Origin of the sequence: Curtobacterium sp. NPDC087080, assembly GCF_044745105.1 — a bacterium.
In the GTDB taxonomy this organism is placed as follows: domain Bacteria; phylum Actinomycetota; class Actinomycetes; order Actinomycetales; family Microbacteriaceae; genus Curtobacterium.
In genome coordinates this window covers 199,632-216,261 of the sequence record NZ_JBIUZP010000003.1, presented here as the reverse complement: position 1 = coordinate 216,261, position 16,630 = coordinate 199,632, and the positions used below count along the sequence as shown (strand labels likewise).

Below are 16,630 nucleotides of genomic sequence, written 5' to 3'. Positions count from 1 at the left end.
GAGGAGGTCCCGTGCGCACCAGCGTCGTTGCCGTCCTCGTGGCGGTGACCCTCGCCCTGACCGGGTGCCAGGGGCCGACGACCGCTGCGCCGACCCCGGTCCGCAGCACCGACCTGACGAGCTCAGACGGCGGGTTCGCCGCGGACGCCGTGGTCGGAGCGGTGCTCGCGCCCGGGGACGACGCGCTCGCCGCGGACCTGGAACGCGGGCTCGACGGTGCCGGGTTCGAGCCGGACGTCCGGGTGGCTGGGGACGCTGCGGCCGGGGACCCTGCGGCCGGGGACCCTGCGGCCGAGCAGGCCCGCGCCGTGGACGCGCTCGTCCGTGCCGGGGCGAAGGCGGTGCTCGTGCACCCCGTCGACGCCGACGCGCTCGCCGGTGCCGTGCAGACCGCGCACGACGCCGGTGTGGTGGTGGTCTCGGTCGGCGACCCGGTCCCGGCGAGCGGCACCGGTGGCGACGGCATCTCGGCCGACCACCGTGTGCCCGCGGCAGCGGATGCCGGGGACACCGCCCGGTCGGCCGTCGAGGTCGTCCGGTCGCTGCAGCGCGGCGAGCAGCCGGACCCGGCCGACTGACGGGACCTGCGTCGCCGGGCCGAGCGGGTCAGCGCGAGCGGACCCGGGTGTCGGCTCGGCTCAGTGCCACCAGGCCGGGAACGACAGGGTGATCGTCTCGACCAGGGACCTCCGCGAGCGGCGGGGGCCGGCGAGCCAGGCCTCGATCGCACCGACGAAGCCCTGGGCGACGAACCCGGCCGCGACGTCGTCGAGCAGGGGCGGGCGTGTCGCAGGGTCGAGCTCGCGGATGTGCTGCGCGCTCGAGACCGTCAGGTGCTGCACGAGCAGCCGGTGCAGGGAGGCGTCCTCGCTGTCCGGGAGTCCGCGGGCGTAGATGTCGCGGTGGGCGACGACGTGCTCGACGACGGCGTCGATGCTGCGCCGCGTGATCGCCGCGAGCTCGTCCGGACCGGCGCCGCGGGCGGAAGCGGTGTGCCGTGCCTCGGCGTCGTCGTCGCGGATGCGGTCGAGCTCGGGCGTCAGCACGTCGGCGAGGAGCGATCCGGGGGACACCGCGTGCGAGTAGAACGTGGCCCGGTTGATGCCGGCGGCGCGCGTGACGTCGGCCACCGTGATGGCGGAGACGGGGCGGTCCGCTGCGAGTCGGAGGATCGCCTCGCGCAGCGCTGCCGTGGTGTGCACGATCCGGGCGTCGACCACGACACCACCCCCCTCTTCGTTCCGTCCGCACCAGGCGGCGCTCGGGCAGTCCGACGTTACCGCACGGCGACCGCGCGGACGGGACAGAGCGCGCAGCGTGACGAGGTCCGAGCCGTGCGGGCGTCGCGAGAGCGCTCACACAGGCCCTAGGATGGTTCCGACGCCGAATCGATTCGATTCGACCTGATCCGGTCAGCGTCCGGCTCCCTCGGCCGCTCGTGGACGTCCTCGACGTCCTCGCCGTCGTCGAGCGGACCCGATCCCGTCTCTCCTGCACCCGACCCCGTGAAGGACCGCTCGTGACCGCGCCCGCCACCACCGGCTCGCTCCGCGTCGTGCTGCACCCCGGTGACTCGCTCACCCGGCGGCAGCGCCTCGTCTACGTCTTCGTGCTCGGCGCGCTCACCGCGCTCGGGCCGTTCACCATCGACCTGTACCTGCCGGCGTTCCCGTCGCTCGAGCGCGAGTTCGGCATCAGCGAGGGCGCCGTGCAGCTCACGCTGACCGCGACCACGCTCGGGTTCGCGGTCGGACAGCTGCTCGTCGGGCCGTGGAGCGACAAGGTCGGGCGGCGCCTCCCGCTGATCATCGCCACGTCCGTGCACGTCGCGGCGTCGGTGGGCGCCGCGCTCGCGCCGGACGTCGAGGTGCTCGCGCTGTTCCGCGTCCTGCAGGGCATGGGCGCCGCGGCGGGTGGCGTCGTCGCTATGGCGACCGTGCGCGACCTGTTCGGCGGCAAGCCGCTCGTGCGGATGCTCTCCCGCCTGGCGATGGTGAACGGCCTCGCACCGATCCTGGCCCCGCTGATCGGCTCGCAGATGCTGCAGTTCGTGAGCTGGCGCGGTGTGTTCGTGTTCCTCGCGTGCTACGGCGCCGCCGTCGTGATCGCGTCGTCGCTGCTCATCGTGGAGACCCTCCCGCCGGCACGCCGCAGGGAGGCCGGTCACTCGACGATCGGGCAGCGCTACAAGGCCCTGCTGTCCGACCGCATCTTCGTCGGGGTCGCGCTCATCGGGGCGATGGTCTTCAGCGGGCTGTTCTCCTACCTGTCCGCGTCGCCGTTCCTGTTCCAGACGGTCTACGGGCTCGACGCGCAGCAGTACGGCCTGCTCTTCGCCGTGAACTCGATCGGCGTCGTCGTCGGCGTGCAGGTGTCGTCCCGGTTGGCGCAGCGCGTCGGACCGCAGTGGATCCTCGCCTGTTCGACCGCCACCCTGCTCGTGTCCGCCGTGGCGATCGTGGTGCTCGACCAGCTCGGCGCCGGCCTCGTCGGGGTCCTCGTGCCGCTGTGGTTCTTCATCGCCGCGTGCGGGTTCACCTTCCCGCTGGTGCAGGTGATCGGTCTCGCCGCGCACGGCAAGGAGGCCGGTACCGCCGCCTCGCTCCTCGGCGCGCTGAACTTCGGGGTCGCCGGGCTCGTGTCGCCGATCGTCGGGTGGCTCGGGATCACCGCGGCCACGCCCATGGCGGCCGTGATGGCCTGCACGGCCGCGGTCGCCGTCCTCGTGCTCTGGGTGGTCGTGCGGCCGCGGACGGTGCCGGCGCTCTCGCACTGACGTGACGCCGTCCGCGGCCGGCTGGCGCTCGCGGGCACCCGGACCGGCGACCGTCCCCGTCCGTATGCTGCGGACATGACCGACGCGGTGGAGCAGGCACGGGCAGCGGCAGCAGCGGCGCAGGCAGCGGCCGAGGAGGCGCGACGGCTCGCCGACGAGGCGGCCCGACGGGCCGAGGAGCTCGCGGCGGCGCTGGAGCGGGCGACCGACACGGCGCCCGCTCCGTCCGCGGCACCCGGCGTGGCGGTCGCGCCCGTCGCCGGACCGGTCCCCGACGCGACCACCGAGCCCGACGCGACCACGGGGCCCGACGCGACCGCAGCCGGGGGTGGGACGACGTCGGCGACGGACACCGAACCTCCCGGCCCGCTCGGTCCCGACGCGGTCGAGGCGATCCGCGCCGGGTACGCCGTCGCGGGCACCGCCCTCGAGCTCGGCGCCCTCGTCAACGGCAGCGCCCTGCCCGACGTCCAGGTCCGGATCCCGCTCGGCATGCTCAACCGGCACGGCCTGGTCGCCGGGGCGACGGGCACGGGCAAGACCCGCACGCTCCAGCTGCTCGCCGAGCAGATCGCCGCGGACGGCGTCCCCGTGTTCGCGGCCGACGTGAAGGGCGACCTCTCCGGACTCGCCGAGGCCGGGCAGCCGAACGCGAAGCTCCTCGCCCGCACCGAGGCGATCGGACAGCGGTGGCAGGGCATCGCGAGCGCGACGGAGTTCTACTCGCTCGGCGGTCAGGGCGCCGGTGTGCCGATCCGTGCCACCGTGTCCGGCTTCGGGCCGCTGCTGCTGTCCAAGGTGCTCGGCCTGAACGCGACGCAGGAGTCGTCGCTCGGGCTGGTGTTCCACCACGCCGAACGCGCCGGACTGCCGCTCGTCGACCTGTCGGACCTGCGCGCCGTGCTCACGTACCTGGTGAGCGACCAGGGCAAGGCCGAGCTGGCCGAGCTGGGCGGGCTGTCGAAGCAGACGGCCGGGGTGATCCTCCGTGAACTCGTGACCTTCGCCGACAAGGGCGCGGACCGGTTCTTCGGGGAGCCCGAGATCGACACGCAGGAGTTCCTGCGCACCGCCCCGGACGGCCGCGGGATCGTGAGCCTGCTCGAGGTGCCGGGCGTGCAGGACCAGCCCGAGGTGTTCTCGACGTTCCTGATGTGGCTGCTCGCGGACCTCTTCAACGAACTGCCCGAGGTCGGCGACACGGACGCGCCGAAGCTCGTGTTCTTCTTCGACGAGGCGCACCTGCTGTTCTCCGGGTCCTCGAAGGACTTCCGCGAGCAGATCGTCCGCACCGTGCGGCTCATCCGTTCGAAGGGCGTCGGCATCGTCTTCGTCACGCAGACGCCGAAGGACCTGCCCGACGACGTGCTCGCGCAGCTCGGCTCGCGGGTGCAGCACCAGCTCCGGGCGCACACCCCGGACGACGCGAAGGCGCTGCGGGCGACCGTCTCGACCTACCCGACGAGCGACTACGACCTCGGGGAGGTCCTGACCTCGCTCGCGACGGGGGAGGCGATCGTGACGGTGATGAACGAGGACGGCGCGCCCACGCCGGTGGCGTGGACCCGTCTGCGGGCACCGCAGGGGTCGATGGACGCACTGCCGTCGGACGTCCTGGAGGCCCGGGTCGCCTCGTCCCCGCTCCTCGCCCGGTACGGCACCGCGGTCGACCCCGAGTCGGCCCGCGAGGTCCTGGCCGCGCGGATGGAGTCGGCCGCCGCGGAGGCAGCGGCCGCACAGGCGCATGCGGACGCCGAGCAGGAGGCCGCCCGAGCCGCCGCCGCTGCGGCGAAGGAGGCGGCCGCACAGGCAGCCCGCGACGAGCGCGACCGGAAGGCGGCACAGGCGGAGTACGAGCGGACGCAGCGCGAGTTCGAACGGGCGGAGCGCGCCGCGGCGGGGCGCCGGTCGCGGACGACGTCGACGCGCTCGTCGCGGTCCGGTGGACGGGCTGCGGACGACCCGCTCGGCGGGCTGCTGGGCAACGGCCTCGGGCAGACCATCGCGAAGGAGGTCGTCCGCGGCATCTTCTCGACGCTGCGGCGGCGACGCTGAGGGCGCGGTCGGACGGCCGTCGAGCGGCCGTCCGGCTCAGCGGGTCAGGAAGCCGACGGTCTCGACCGCGAGCAGCCCGGCGACGATGCACACCGCGGCCGCACCGACCAGCAGCACGCCGCCGCGCCGCTCGTACCAGGTGCGGCTCGTCGGCCACCGGCGGGCGACCTCGCGGACGTGGACCGGGCGGCGCTCGTGCTCGACGGGCACACCGAGCACCTCGACCACGCGGTCGAGGGCACCGTCGCCCCAGACGTCGCCGCGCAGCCGGAAGAGGTGCGCCCCGTCGGCGTCGAAGGCGAGGAGTTCGCGCGCGGTCCGGTCGGGCGACGTGGCGTAGGTCGGCGCGATGACCAACCGGTCGATCCGGGCACGGGCGACGCGGCGGTCGGGGCTGAGGACGGCGTTCAGGACGACGACGTCGGCGTCGATCCCGAGGAAGGCCTGACCGAGTCGGACGAAGAGGACCCCGAGGGCCACGGCGAGGGCGACGACGAGCCCGGCGACGAGGGCCCACCAGCGCTCCGGCAACGACACCCAGACGAGCGCGACGGCGAGGGGCACGGCGGAGCAGACGACGCTCAGCACGGTGGAACGGACGAGCGAGCGCCGCGGACGCAGGACCACGTCGTAGACCGGCGTCCGCAGACGCCCGGCAGCCGACACCGTCGCTTCCCCCACGTGGGTCTCCTCACCCCTCGGGCGCGTGGGCAGGCCGAGTGGCCCACCGCGGGTGACGCCCCTGCCGCCCGCTGCACCGTGTCCGACCCGTCCCGGGGTCGTCCGTCTGCACAGACTAGGGGCAGGACGGGGGCGGAGGACAGTCCGTTCCACCCCCGATGGGCGTTTCCCGGCCAGGACGCGCCGAGCGGGGTGCGGACGTGTCCCACGAGTGGGGGACGACCCGGGTGGGGACGACCCGATCGGGGGACGAGCATCCGGGAACGACGAAGGGCGCGTCCTGGTGGACGCGCCCTTCGGTGCTGCTGGCGGAGAATGGGGGATTCGAACCCCCGAGGGCTTGCACCCAACACGCTTTCCAAGCGTGCGCCATAGGCCACTAGGCGAATTCTCCTCGCGCCACCTCGCGGTGACGACACCCCATGGTACAGGTTCGCGGGGGTGGTCACGACCACGTCGCTCCGCGGCCACGTCGACTCCCAGAGCGCACGGCGTGCCCGCGACTAGCCTGGAGGCGTGTCGACCCGCATCTACATCACGTCAGCAGAAGGACACACGGGCAAGAGCACCGTCGCCCTCGGAGTCCTCGAGACCCTCGCACGCTCCGTCGGACGCGTCGGCGTGTTCCGGCCGGTCGCGCGGTCGGTGGCGGAGCCGGACTACGTGCTCGAGCTCCTGCTGCAGCACTCGGCGGTGGGGCTGACCTACGACGAGGCCGTCGGCGTGACCTACGACGACGTGCACGCCGATCCGGACGCGGCGCTCGGCACGATCCTGAGCCGCTTCGCCCAGGTCGAGCGGCGGTGCGACGCCGTGGTGGTCCTCGGGTCGGACTACACGGACGTCGGCAGTCCGACCGAGCTGTCGTTCAACGCGAAGGTGGCGGCGAACCTCGGCGCGCCCGTGCTGCTCGTGCTCGGCGGACGGGACTCGGCGGAACGCGGCGCCCGCACGCCCGACGCGATGGCGCAGGTCGCCGACGTCACCACCAGCGAACTCCGGGCAGCCCACGCGCAGCTGCTCGGCGTCGTCGTGAACCGCGCCGACCCCGAGGCCCTGCCGGCGATCGTCGCCAGTGTCGAGCGGGCCGTGCGCGACGACCACCCCGACACCCCCGTGTGGGCGATCCCCGAGGACCGCGTGCTCGTCGCACCGACCGTCCGGGCGCTGCTCGAGGCGACCGGAGCCACGCTCGTCCGCGGCGACGAGGCACTGCTCGAGCGTGAGGCCCTCGGCACCGTGGTCGCCGGCATGAGCATGGAGAACGTCCTGCCCCGCCTGATCGAAGGCGGCATCGTCGTCGTGCCGGGCGACCGCAGCGACGTGCTCCTCGCCACCGTGCTCGCGAACCAGTCCGAGACCTTCCCGAGCCTGGCGGGCGTGATCCTCAACGGCGGGTTCGAGACCTCGCCGCAGATCACCCGGCTGCTCGAGGGCCTGTCGAGCTCGTTGCCGATCGCGCGGAACGAGCTCGGCACCTACGACACCGCGCTCCGGATCACACACACCCGCGGGCGGCTCGCGGCGGACTCGCCCCGCAAGGCCGACCTCGCGCTGGCGCTCTTCGAGCAGCACGTCGACGCCGATGCGCTCCGCGACCGCCTGCAGCTCACCCCGTCCGGGGTCGTCACCCCGCTCATGTTCGAGCACGGGCTGCTCGACCGCGCTCGGGGGTACGGCAAGCGGATCGTGCTGCCGGAGGGCGACGACGACCGCATCCTGCACGCGGCCTCGACCCTGCTCGCGCGACAGGTCTGCGAGCTCACGATCCTCGGCGAGCCGGCAGCGATCCGGGCCCGTGCGACCGAGCTCGGGCTGGACCTCGAGGGCGCGCAGCTCGTCAGCCCGTTCGACCCCGAGCTGCGCGAGCGCTTCGCCGAGGAGTACACGCGGCTCCGGGCGCACAAGGGCATGTCGATCGAGCTCGCCCGGGACACCGTCACCGACGTCTCCTACTTCGGCACGCTCATGGTGCAGCTCGGACTCGCCGACGGCATGGTCTCCGGTGCGGGGCACACCACCGCGCACACCATCCGACCGTCCTTCGAGATCATCAAGACCCGACCCGACACCTCGATCGTGTCGAGCGTGTTCCTCATGGCGCTCGCCGACCGCGTGCTCGTCTACGGCGACTGCGCGGTGATCCCCGACCCGACCAGCGAGCAGCTCGCCGACATCGCGATCTCCTCGGCCGAGACGGCAGCGCAGTTCGGCATCGACCCCCGCGTCGCCATGCTCAGCTACTCGACCGGGGACAGCGGCAGCGGCGCGGACGTCGACAAGGTCCGCGCCGGGACCGCCTTCGTGCGCGAGCGTCGCCCGGACCTGCTCGTCGAGGGGCCCATCCAGTACGACGCCGCCGCCGACCCGACGGTCGCCCGCACCAAGATGCCGGACTCACCGGTGGCGGGCCGGGCGACGGTGTTCGTCTTCCCGGACCTCAACACCGGCAACAACACGTACAAGGCCGTGCAGCGATCGGCCGGCGCGGTCGCGATCGGGCCGGTCCTGCAGGGCCTCCGCAAGCCGATCAACGACCTGTCCCGCGGTGCGCTCGTGAGCGACATCGTGAACACGGTCGCGATCACCGCGATCCAGGCCGGCACCGCGACCGACGCGGCGTGACCGACCGGTCCCGACCGGACCGAGCCGCGACCGACCGCCGCCCGGACCACCCGCCCGCACCGCGCCTCCAGACCGTCCCGAGAAAGGCACCACCGAAGTGACCGCAGCCCTCGTCGTGAACTCTGGTTCGAGTTCGTTCAAGTACCAGCTCATCGAGCTCGAGGGCGAGCGCACGCTCGCCTCCGGACTCGTCGAGCGCATCGGTGAGTCGTCGGGGGCGTGGAAGCACACCAACGCGCTGACGGGGGAGTCGTCCTCGAACGACGCGGCCTCCGTCCCCGACCACGCCGCCGGCTTCCAGGCGATGATCGACGCCTTCGCGAAGGTCGGACCGTCGTTCGACGAGCACCCGCCCGCGGTCGTCGGGCACCGCGTCGTGCACGGCGGAACCACCTTCGACGCGGCGACGGTCGTCACCGACGAGGTCGAGCAGCAGATCGAGGACCTGAACAGCCTCGCGCCGCTGCACAACCCGGCGAACCTCGAGGGCATCCGCGCGGCGAAGCAGGTCTTCTCCGACGTGCCGCACGTCGCCGTGTTCGACACCGCGTTCCACCAGACGATGCCGCCGCACGCCTACACGTACGCGATCCCGGCCGACCTCGCCGAGCGGTACCGGATCCGCCGCTACGGGATGCACGGCACGAGCCACAAGTACGTGTCCGAGCAGACGGCGGAGTTCCTCGGCCGCCCGCTGTCCGAGCTGAAGACGATCGTGCTGCACCTGGGCAACGGTGCGTCGGCCGCGGCGATCGACGGCGGACGGTCGATCGAGACGTCGATGGGGCTCACGCCGCTCGAGGGCCTCGTGATGGGCACGCGCTCCGGCGACCTCGACCCGGCCGTGCTCATCCACCTGCACCGCGAGGCCGGCATGTCGTTCGACGACCTCGACACGATGCTCAACAAGCGGTCCGGCCTGCTCGGGCTGACCGGCAACGGGGACATGCGTGACGTGCAGGACGCCGCGCTCGGCGGCGACGACGAGGCCGAGGCGGCGCTCGCCGTGTACCGGCACCGCATCCGTCGGTACGTCGGCGCCTACACGGCGCAGCTCGGCGGGCTGGACGCCGTCGTGTTCACCGCCGGGGTGGGGGAGAACAACGCACTGCTCCGGCGACGCGTGCTGGCGGGGCTGGAGCACCTGGGCATCGAGGTCGACGCCGACCGCAACGAGCTGCACTCGAAGGAGGCCCGGCTCATCTCGACCGACTCGTCGCGGGTCGCGGTGCTGGTCGTCCCGACGAACGAGGAGCTCGAGATCGCCCGGCAGTCGGCGACCGTAGCGCTGTAGGGGGCGGCGTCCGGGCGAGCCGCCGGTGCGGGTCAGCTCAGGGCGTGCAGCGCCGCGGGGATCGGCGTGTCGCCGCTCGTCACCTCGAACTGCACCCCCACCGCGGTGTCGTCGAGCAGCGCGTGCAGGACGAGGGCGGCGACGTCGGCGCGGGGAATCGAGCCCCGGGGGACCGTCCGCCCGACGTGGACGGTGCCCTGCGGCGGGGTGTCGAGCAGGGCGCCCGGCCGGATGATCGTCCAGCGCAGGTTCCGCATCCGGATGTTCGCGTCGGCCTCCGACTTCGCCCGGAGGTACACCTGGAAGACGTCGGACTCCGTCCGGGCCGGCACCACCGCACGTTCCGGGTCGTAGGCGTCGGCCCCCATCGCCGACACCATCACGTACCGGTCGATGCCGATCCGCTCCGCCGCGTCGGCCAGGGTCACCGCCGCGTCGCGGTCGACGGTCTCCTTGCGCTCCGCACCGCTGTTCGGCCCGGCTCCCGCTGCGAAGACGACGGCGTCCACGCCGCGGAGGCGCAGGGCCAGCTCGTCGTCGTCCACCTGTTCCAGGTCCACGACCAGGGCCGTCGCACCCTGCTGCTCGACGTCGGTCACGTGGGCGGGGTTGCGGATGATCGCGACGACGTCGTGGCCCGCGTCGGTGATCAGGCGGGCGAGGAGCAGTGCGATCTGGCCGTGTCCTCCGGCGATGGCGATCTTCATGTGTCCGATACTGCCCGGAGCATCCGGTAGACTTCCGGAGGCTCCTCACGTGACGCCATCCAGGCCAACTCCCCCAGGGCGGAAACGCAGCAAGGGTAACCGGGCTCTGGCGGGTGCGTGAGGAGTCTTCTTCGTTCCGGGAGCCCTCCTCCGTGGTCGGGAGCCCTCCTCCGTTCTCGGGAGCCTCCCGTTCTTCCCGGGAGCGTCGGCACCGGCCGGGAGGCACGGCCCACCCCCGCCCCGCGACCCGCCTCCACAGGCGGTCACCGAGGGCGTCGTGCTGTCGGCCGTCACGGCTACCCTTGACCCGTGGTCACCGCCCTGTATCGCCGTTACCGGCCCGAGAACTTCGCCGAGCTGATCGGTCAGTCGCAGGTCACGGACCCGCTGCGGACCGCCCTGCGGACGAACCGCGTCAACCACGCGTACCTCTTCAGCGGGCCGCGCGGGTGCGGCAAGACGACCTCGGCACGCATCCTCGCCCGCTGCCTGAACTGCGAGCAGGGGCCGACGGACACGCCCTGCGGTGTGTGCCCGAGCTGCGTCGAGCTCGCGCGTGGCGGCGGGGGTTCCCTCGACGTCATCGAGATCGACGCCGCCAGTCACAACGGTGTCGACGACGCCCGCGACCTGCGCGACCGAGCGGTCTTCGCGCCCGCCCGCGACCGCTACAAGATCTTCATCCTCGACGAGGCGCACATGGTGACGCCGCAGGGCTTCAACGCCCTGCTCAAGCTGGTCGAGGAGCCGCCGGAGCACGTCAAGTTCATCTTCGCGACGACCGAGCCCGAGAAGGTCATCGGCACCATCCGCTCCCGGACCCACCACTACCCGTTCCGGCTGGTGCCGCCGGCGACCATGCTCGAGTACGTCGAGCAGCTGTGCGCGCAGGAGTCGGTGTCCGTGGCGCCGGGCGTCCTGCCGCTCGTCGTCCGTGCCGGCGGGGGCTCGGTCCGCGACACCCTGTCGCTGCTCGACCAGCTCATGGCCGGCAGCGAGGACGGCGCGATCGCCTACGAGCGTGCCGTCGCCCTGCTCGGCTACACCGATGCCGCACTGCTCGACGACGTCGTGGACGCGCTGGCCGTCGCGGACCCCGCGTCGGCCTTCGCCGCGGTCGACCGCGTGGTGCAGACCGGCCAGGACCCGCGTCGCTTCGTCGAGGACCTGCTCGAGCGCCTCCGCGACCTCATCGTGGTCGCGGCGACGAACGAGAGCGCTGCAGCCGTGCTCCGCGGGATCTCACCGGAGGAGCTCGACACGATGACGCGCCAGGCCGGCGTCTTCGGCGCGACGGCCTTGTCGCGGTCCGCCGACATCGCGAACCGGGCACTCACCGAGATGACCGGCGCGACGTCGCCGCGACTGCACCTCGAGCTCATGACGGCGCGCATGCTCGTGCCCGAGGCGGACGACACCCAGCGCGGGGCACTCGCGCGCGTCGAGCGGCTCGAGCGGCGCGTCGGTGTGGGGGACGTCGGCGGGCACGACGCGCCGGCGGCGACCGCGCCGACGGGTCCGGCAACGGACCGGAGCACGGCGTCGAGGGGTGCGCAGACCTCGTCACCCGCTGCCGCCCGTGCGCCGCAGTCCGGCCCGGCGGGGACGCCCGTCGGCTCGTCCGTGCAGTCGGGCTCGAACGTGCAGTCGGGTTCGTCCGCGCAGCCCGGCTCGACCGCGCAGCCCGGCTCGACCGGGAGCGGTCCGACCGCGCCGCGACCGAGCACCTCCGACGTCGCCGCGCCCGACGCGGCGCCTGGTGGAGCAGACGACCCGCGTGCAGCAGCGCGTGACGCGGCCGCGTCCTGGGCCGCCGCCGTGCCGAGTGCCGCGTCCGCTCCGTCGGCCGATGCTGACCGGGCGACGACCGAGCGTCCGGTAGCGCCGGCTCCGCACGAGCCCTCCGGAGCGGCGAACGCGTCGTCCACCGGTCAGGGCACCGCGGTCGGCGACGAGCCCGTCGTGCGCCCGGTTGCGGCGGTGGGCTTCCAGCAGCTCCGGGACGCCTGGCCGCAGGTCGTCGAGCACGTCCAGCGCGCTCGACGGTCGGCCTGGTCGGTGGTGGTCACGGCGCAGGTCACCGCCCTGCGCGACGACGTGCTCACCCTGACGTTCCCGAGCCAGCAGGACGTCGCGTCCTTCAAGGAGATGTCGGATCCGTCGACGAGCGTGAGCGAGCTGCTCCGGTCGGCGATCATCGACGTGCTCGGACTGCGGGTGAAGTTCGTCGCCCGTGGGCCCGGTCAGCAGCGCCCCGGCGGGGGAGCCGGTGGTGACGGTGCTCCCCAGCAGCCCGGCGGCAGACCGCAGCAGGCGTCGCAGCAGCAGCCCGCGCGGGCGCCCGAGCCGCAGCAGACCTCGGCGGCGAGCACCGACCAGCAGAGGCGGTCGGAGCCGGTCGCACGGGCGGTGGACGATGCCCGGCAGGAGCCCGTCGCGCAGCCGGAGCCTGCCGCACCGCAGCGTCCGGCAGCGGCCAGTCCCGCCCAGCAGCAGCAGCCGGCCGCGCAGCAGTCGGCTCAGCAGCAGGCGGCTCAGCAGCAGCGGCCCGCGCAGCAGCAGCAGCCGGCTGAGCGGCAGCCTGCGCAGCAGCAGCCCGAGCCCCAGGAGCCGCCCCGGCAGCAGACCACCTCGGCACCCACCGGACCCGTGACCGACTGGGTCGTCGCCACGATCCCGGCGGCCGACCCCACCGCCGGTGCGACCCACGGGCACCCGGAGCCCGGCTGGTCCGCGCCGTTCGGCACCACGGACACGGGAGAACCGGTCGCCCCGGTCACGCCGGTGTCCGACGCCGCGGCCGACGCGGCGCTCGCCGCGCAGCTCCGTCCGGCCTCCGCGCTCGGTGGTGCGGCGGCACGTCCGCGGACGACCGAGCAGCCGACCGCCGGTGCCGCGAACACGGCACCCGCAGCGGCAACGGCACCGGAGCAGTCGACGACACCGGAGCAGTCATCGACGCCGTCGGCTCGTGACGACCTGCCGGTCGACGACTACCCGCTCGACGACGAACCGTACGACGACGGAGCGCCGTTCCCCGATCCGGGGCCCTCCTCGGGCGGCCGGTCGGTCCGGCCCGACCCCGGACAGGCGCCGCAGCCGTCCGGCGCTGCCGATCCGCAGCAACACCAGCAGGCCGCGGCGCACCAGACCGGCGTGCAGCAGACCAGTGCGGTGCAGCAGCGCCAGGCACCGCAGCGGTCTGCCCCGCCCCAGGTCCGACGGACACCGGTCGCCGGTCGCTACGGTGAGGCGGTCGTCCGCGAGATCCTCGGCGCGCAGTTCATCGAGGAGACCGCCCTGCACGAGGAAGGCGCCTGATGTACGACGGCATCGTCCAGGACCTGATCGACGAGTTCGGTCGCCTGCCGGGCATCGGCCCGAAGTCGGCGCAGCGCATCGCGTTCCACATCCTGCAGACCGAGTCGTTCGACCCGGCCAGGCTCTCCGAGCTCCTCGCCGAGGTCAAGGAGAAGGTCCGCTTCTGCGAGGTCTGCGGCAACGTCACCGAGCACGTCCGGTGCAGCATCTGCCGGGACCCGCGCCGATCGCCGACCGTCATCTGCGTGGTCGAGGAGGCGAAGGACGTCGCGGCGATCGAGCGCACCCGTGAGTTCCGCGGGCTCTACCACGTGCTCGGCGGTGCGATCAGTCCGATCGACGGTGTCGGTCCGGACGACCTGCGCATCCAGCAGCTCATGACGCGACTGGCCGACGGCACCGTGGACGAGGTGATCATCGCCACCGACCCGAACCTCGAGGGCGAGGCGACGGCGACCTACCTGAGCCGACTGCTCGTCCCGATGGGCATCCGCACCACGCGCCTGGCGTCCGGCCTGCCCGTCGGCGGCGACCTGGAGTACGCCGACGAGGTCACGCTCGGCCGCGCCTTCGAGGGCCGTCGCCTGGTCGGCGGCTGACGGTCGCCCGCGCAGGATCGTTGCGTCGAGCCCGCCTCGCACGCAACATCCGCGGAACACCCTCTACGATTGTCAGACCGCGTGACCGTCGCGGAACCGTCGTCCCCGGGAGTACCAGCCAGTGGCCCTGATCGTGCAGAAGTTCGGTGGATCGTCCGTCGCGGACGCCGAGAGCATCAAGCGCGTGGCGAAGCGGATCGTCCAGACGAAGAAGGCGGGCAACGACGTCGTCGTGGCCGTCTCCGCGATGGGCGACACCACCGACGAGCTCGTCGACCTCGCGCACTCCGTGACGCCGATCCCCGCCGGTCGTGAGCTCGACATGCTGCTGACCGCGGGGGAGCGCATCTCGATGGCGCTGCTCGCGATGGCGATCAAGAGCCTCGGGGTCGAGGCCTCGTCCTACACGGGCAGCCAGGCGGGCATGCTCACGGACGCGCAGCACGGCAAGGCCCGGATCGTCGACGTGACGCCGAAGCGCGTGCGCGAAGCGCTCGACGCCGGGCACGTCGCGATCGTCGCCGGTTTCCAGGGGTTCAACCGCACGACGGGCGAGATCACCACGCTCGGTCGCGGCGGGTCGGACACCACGGCCGTCGCCCTCGCCGCGGCGCTCGACGCGGACGTCTGCGAGATCTACACCGACGTCGACGGCATCTTCACCGCGGACCCCCGCGTCGTGCCGAAGGCGAAGAAGGTCGACCGGATCACCAGCGAGGAGATGCTCGAACTCGCCGCGTCCGGCGCCAAGGTCCTGTACATCCGCGCCGTCGAGTACGCCCGTCGGCACGGCGTCACCCTGCACGTCCGGTCCTCGTTCAGCAACGCCGAGGGCACCATCGTCTACAACCCTGCAGAGGGGGAAACCGTGGAAGAACCGATCATCACCGGCATCGCCGGAGACCTCTCCGAGGGCAAGATCACCGTCGTCGGCGTGCCCGACACCCCCGGCAAGGCCGCCGAGATCTTCACGATCGTGGCCCGCGCCGGCGCCAACATCGACATGATCGTGCAGAACGTGTCCGAGGCGGTCACCGGGCGCACGGACATCTCGTTCACGCTGCCGAAGGACCAGGGCCAGGGCGTCCTGACCGCGCTCGAGGTGGCCAAGGCCGACATCGGGTACGAGGGCATCCAGTACGACGACCAGATCGGCAAGCTCGCGCTCGTCGGTGCCGGCATGCGCACCAACGCCGGCGTCTCCGCGGCGCTCTTCCGTGCCCTGCACGAGGCGTCCATCAACATCGAGATGATCTCCACCTCGGAGATCCGCATCTCGGTCGTGACGCGCGCCGACACCCTGAACGAGGCCATGCGCGTCGTGCACCAGGCGTTCGGCCTGGACGCCGACCAGGAAGCCGTCGTCTACGCCGGTACCGGGCGCTGAGCGCGCCACCCGGACGATCCACGAGCAGGAGCACCACATGAGCACCACCGTCGCCGTCGTCGGCGCCACAGGCCAGGTCGGCGCCGTGATGCGTCGCCTCCTCGAGGAGCGTGCGTTCCCGGCCGACCACGTCCGGTTCTTCGCGAGCGCCCGGTCCGCCGGCACGACGCTGCCGTTCCGCGGCGAGGAGATCGTCGTCGAGGACTCCGAGACCGCCGATCCCTCGGGCATCGACATCGCGCTGTTCTCGGCCGGTGCCACCGCGTCGCGCGCCCTCGCGCCGAAGTTCGCCGCTGCCGGTGCGGTGGTCGTCGACAACTCCAGCGCCTGGCGGATGGACCCGGAGGTGCCGCTGGTCGTGAGCGAGGTCAACCCGCACGCGATCGACGAGGCGCCGAAGGGCATCATCGCGAACCCGAACTGCACGACGATGGCGATCATGCCGGTGCTCAAGGTGCTCGACACCGAAGCAGGGCTCCGCCGCCTCGTGGCGACCACCTACCAGGCCGTGTCCGGGTCGGGCCTCGCCGGCGTCGAGGAGCTGCTCGGCCAGGCGCGTGCCGCACTCGAGCAGGACACCGCGGCGCTCACGCACGACGGTTCCGCGGTGACCTTCCCCGAGCCCGTGAAGTACGTGCGCCCGATCGCGTTCGACGTCGTCCCCCTCGCGGGCAGCATCGTCGAGGACGGCCAGGGCGAGACCGACGAGGAGAAGAAGCTCCGCAACGAGAGCCGCAAGATCCTCGAACTGCCGGACCTGCTCGTCGCGGGCACGTGCGTCCGCGTCCCGGTGTTCACCGGCCACTCGATCTCGGTGCACGCCGAGTTCGCGCAGCTGCTGTCGCCCGAGCGGGCGACCGAGATCCTGGCCACCGCCCCGGGCGTCGAACTCGCGGACGTCCCCACGCCGCTGCAGGCAGCCGGCCAGGACCCGTCGTTCGTCGGCCGCATCCGTGCCGACCAGTCCGCGCCTGAGGGCCACGGTCTGGTGCTCTTCGTCAGCAACGACAACCTGCGGAAGGGCGCCGCGCTCAACGCGGTGCAGATCGCCGAGACGATCCTCGAGCGCCGCGCGGTCGCGGCGTAGGGACCGCACGCCGGACGCGACGGCACCGCCGGACGCGACGGGTACGGACGGGACACCTGACGCACGGGAGGCCCGTGGCGACACCGCCACGGGCCTCC

The 16,630-nt window shown here is 73.0% G+C and carries 12 protein-coding genes, 1 tRNA gene and 1 other RNA gene; 10 read left to right on the top strand and 4 right to left on the bottom strand.

Features of this window, described 5'->3' with window-relative positions; all coding sequences use genetic code 11:
• Positions 1 to 11: 11 nt before the first annotated feature.
• Positions 12 to 578, top strand: a complete 567-nt coding sequence (locus ACIPEQ_RS09240) for a substrate-binding domain-containing protein (RefSeq protein ID WP_402714918.1) — start codon at positions 12 to 14, stop codon at positions 576 to 578.
• Positions 579 to 638: 60 nt separating this feature from the next.
• On the opposite strand, the gene ACIPEQ_RS09235 is transcribed toward ACIPEQ_RS09240, so the two are convergent.
• Positions 639 to 1,220: a TetR/AcrR family transcriptional regulator gene (locus tag ACIPEQ_RS09235; protein WP_402714917.1), complete on the bottom strand. Its 582-nt coding sequence runs from the start codon at positions 1,218 to 1,220 to the stop codon at positions 639 to 641.
• A 299-nt stretch (positions 1,221 to 1,519) separates the two neighbouring features.
• On the opposite strand from ACIPEQ_RS09235, the gene ACIPEQ_RS09230 reads away from it, so the two are divergent.
• Together ACIPEQ_RS09230 and ACIPEQ_RS09225 are read left to right on the top strand one after the other, a co-directional pair.
• Positions 1,520 to 2,776 (top strand): multidrug effflux MFS transporter, encoded by a 1,257-nt coding sequence (locus tag ACIPEQ_RS09230; RefSeq protein WP_209824171.1) that lies wholly within the window; start codon positions 1,520 to 1,522, stop codon positions 2,774 to 2,776.
• A 75-nt stretch (positions 2,777 to 2,851) separates the two neighbouring features.
• A complete protein-coding gene (locus ACIPEQ_RS09225; protein WP_402714916.1) occupies positions 2,852 to 4,831 on the top strand; it encodes a helicase HerA-like domain-containing protein in 1,980 nt (659 codons plus the stop codon).
• A 36-nt stretch (positions 4,832 to 4,867) separates the two neighbouring features.
• On the opposite strand, the gene ACIPEQ_RS09220 is transcribed toward ACIPEQ_RS09225, so the two are convergent.
• Together ACIPEQ_RS09220 and ACIPEQ_RS09215 are read right to left on the bottom strand one after the other, a co-directional pair.
• Complete coding sequence (locus tag ACIPEQ_RS09220) at positions 4,868 to 5,512, bottom strand: hypothetical protein (RefSeq protein ID WP_402714915.1); 645 nt, start codon at positions 5,510 to 5,512, stop codon at positions 4,868 to 4,870.
• Positions 5,513 to 5,818: 306 nt separating this feature from the next.
• Positions 5,819 to 5,906 (bottom strand) — tRNA-Ser (locus tag ACIPEQ_RS09215).
• 122 nt (positions 5,907 to 6,028) lie between these two features.
• Between ACIPEQ_RS09215 and pta the strand changes: the two genes are divergently transcribed.
• Both pta and ACIPEQ_RS09205 read left to right on the top strand, forming a co-directional pair.
• A complete protein-coding gene (pta, locus tag ACIPEQ_RS09210; RefSeq protein WP_126892406.1) occupies positions 6,029 to 8,137 on the top strand; it encodes a phosphate acetyltransferase in 2,109 nt (702 codons plus the stop codon).
• Positions 8,138 to 8,234: 97 nt separating this feature from the next.
• Positions 8,235 to 9,431 carry an acetate/propionate family kinase gene (locus tag ACIPEQ_RS09205; protein WP_402714914.1) on the top strand — a complete coding sequence of 399 codons (1,197 nt, stop codon included), beginning with the start codon at positions 8,235 to 8,237 and terminating at the stop codon, positions 9,429 to 9,431.
• A 32-nt stretch (positions 9,432 to 9,463) separates the two neighbouring features.
• On the opposite strand, the gene ACIPEQ_RS09200 is transcribed toward ACIPEQ_RS09205, so the two are convergent.
• Entirely contained in the window at positions 9,464 to 10,138 is a 675-nt protein-coding gene (locus tag ACIPEQ_RS09200) for an SDR family oxidoreductase (protein ID WP_402714913.1), read from the bottom strand.
• A gap of 36 nt (positions 10,139 to 10,174) precedes the next feature.
• Between ACIPEQ_RS09200 and ffs the strand changes: the two genes are divergently transcribed.
• From ffs to ACIPEQ_RS09175, 5 genes are all read left to right on the top strand, one after another.
• An RNA gene (gene ffs / locus ACIPEQ_RS09195) (signal recognition particle sRNA small type) lies at positions 10,175 to 10,271 on the top strand.
• Between the two features lie 176 nt (positions 10,272 to 10,447).
• On the top strand, positions 10,448 to 13,459 hold the full coding sequence (locus ACIPEQ_RS09190; RefSeq protein WP_402714912.1) for a DNA polymerase III subunit gamma and tau: 3,012 nt from the start codon (positions 10,448 to 10,450) through the stop codon (positions 13,457 to 13,459).
• Positions 13,459 to 14,058 carry a recombination mediator RecR gene (recR, locus tag ACIPEQ_RS09185; protein WP_126891653.1) on the top strand — a complete coding sequence of 200 codons (600 nt, stop codon included), beginning with the start codon at positions 13,459 to 13,461 and terminating at the stop codon, positions 14,056 to 14,058. The genes ACIPEQ_RS09190 and recR overlap by 1 nt, the downstream gene beginning before the upstream one ends.
• A gap of 121 nt (positions 14,059 to 14,179) precedes the next feature.
• A complete protein-coding gene (locus tag ACIPEQ_RS09180) occupies positions 14,180 to 15,445 on the top strand; it encodes an aspartate kinase (RefSeq protein WP_209678473.1) in 1,266 nt (421 codons plus the stop codon).
• 37 nt (positions 15,446 to 15,482) lie between these two features.
• Positions 15,483 to 16,532, top strand: coding sequence for an aspartate-semialdehyde dehydrogenase (locus ACIPEQ_RS09175; RefSeq protein WP_402714911.1), 1,050 nt, complete (start codon positions 15,483 to 15,485; stop codon positions 16,530 to 16,532).
• Positions 16,533 to 16,630 lie beyond the last annotated feature (98 nt).

What these genes read in the sequence shown, in the direction of transcription:
- ACIPEQ_RS09225 (WP_402714916.1), top strand. Translation starts at nt 2,852, where the DNA reads ATGACCGACGCGGTGGAGCAGGCACGGGCAGCGGCAGCAGCGGCGCAG.
- ACIPEQ_RS09200 (WP_402714913.1), bottom strand. Translation starts at nt 10,138, where the DNA reads ATGAAGATCGCCATCGCCGGAGGACACGGCCAGATCGCACTGCTCCTC.
- recR (WP_126891653.1), top strand. Translation starts at nt 13,459, where the DNA reads ATGTACGACGGCATCGTCCAGGACCTGATCGACGAGTTCGGTCGCCTG.
- ACIPEQ_RS09175 (WP_402714911.1), top strand. Translation starts at nt 15,483, where the DNA reads ATGAGCACCACCGTCGCCGTCGTCGGCGCCACAGGCCAGGTCGGCGCC.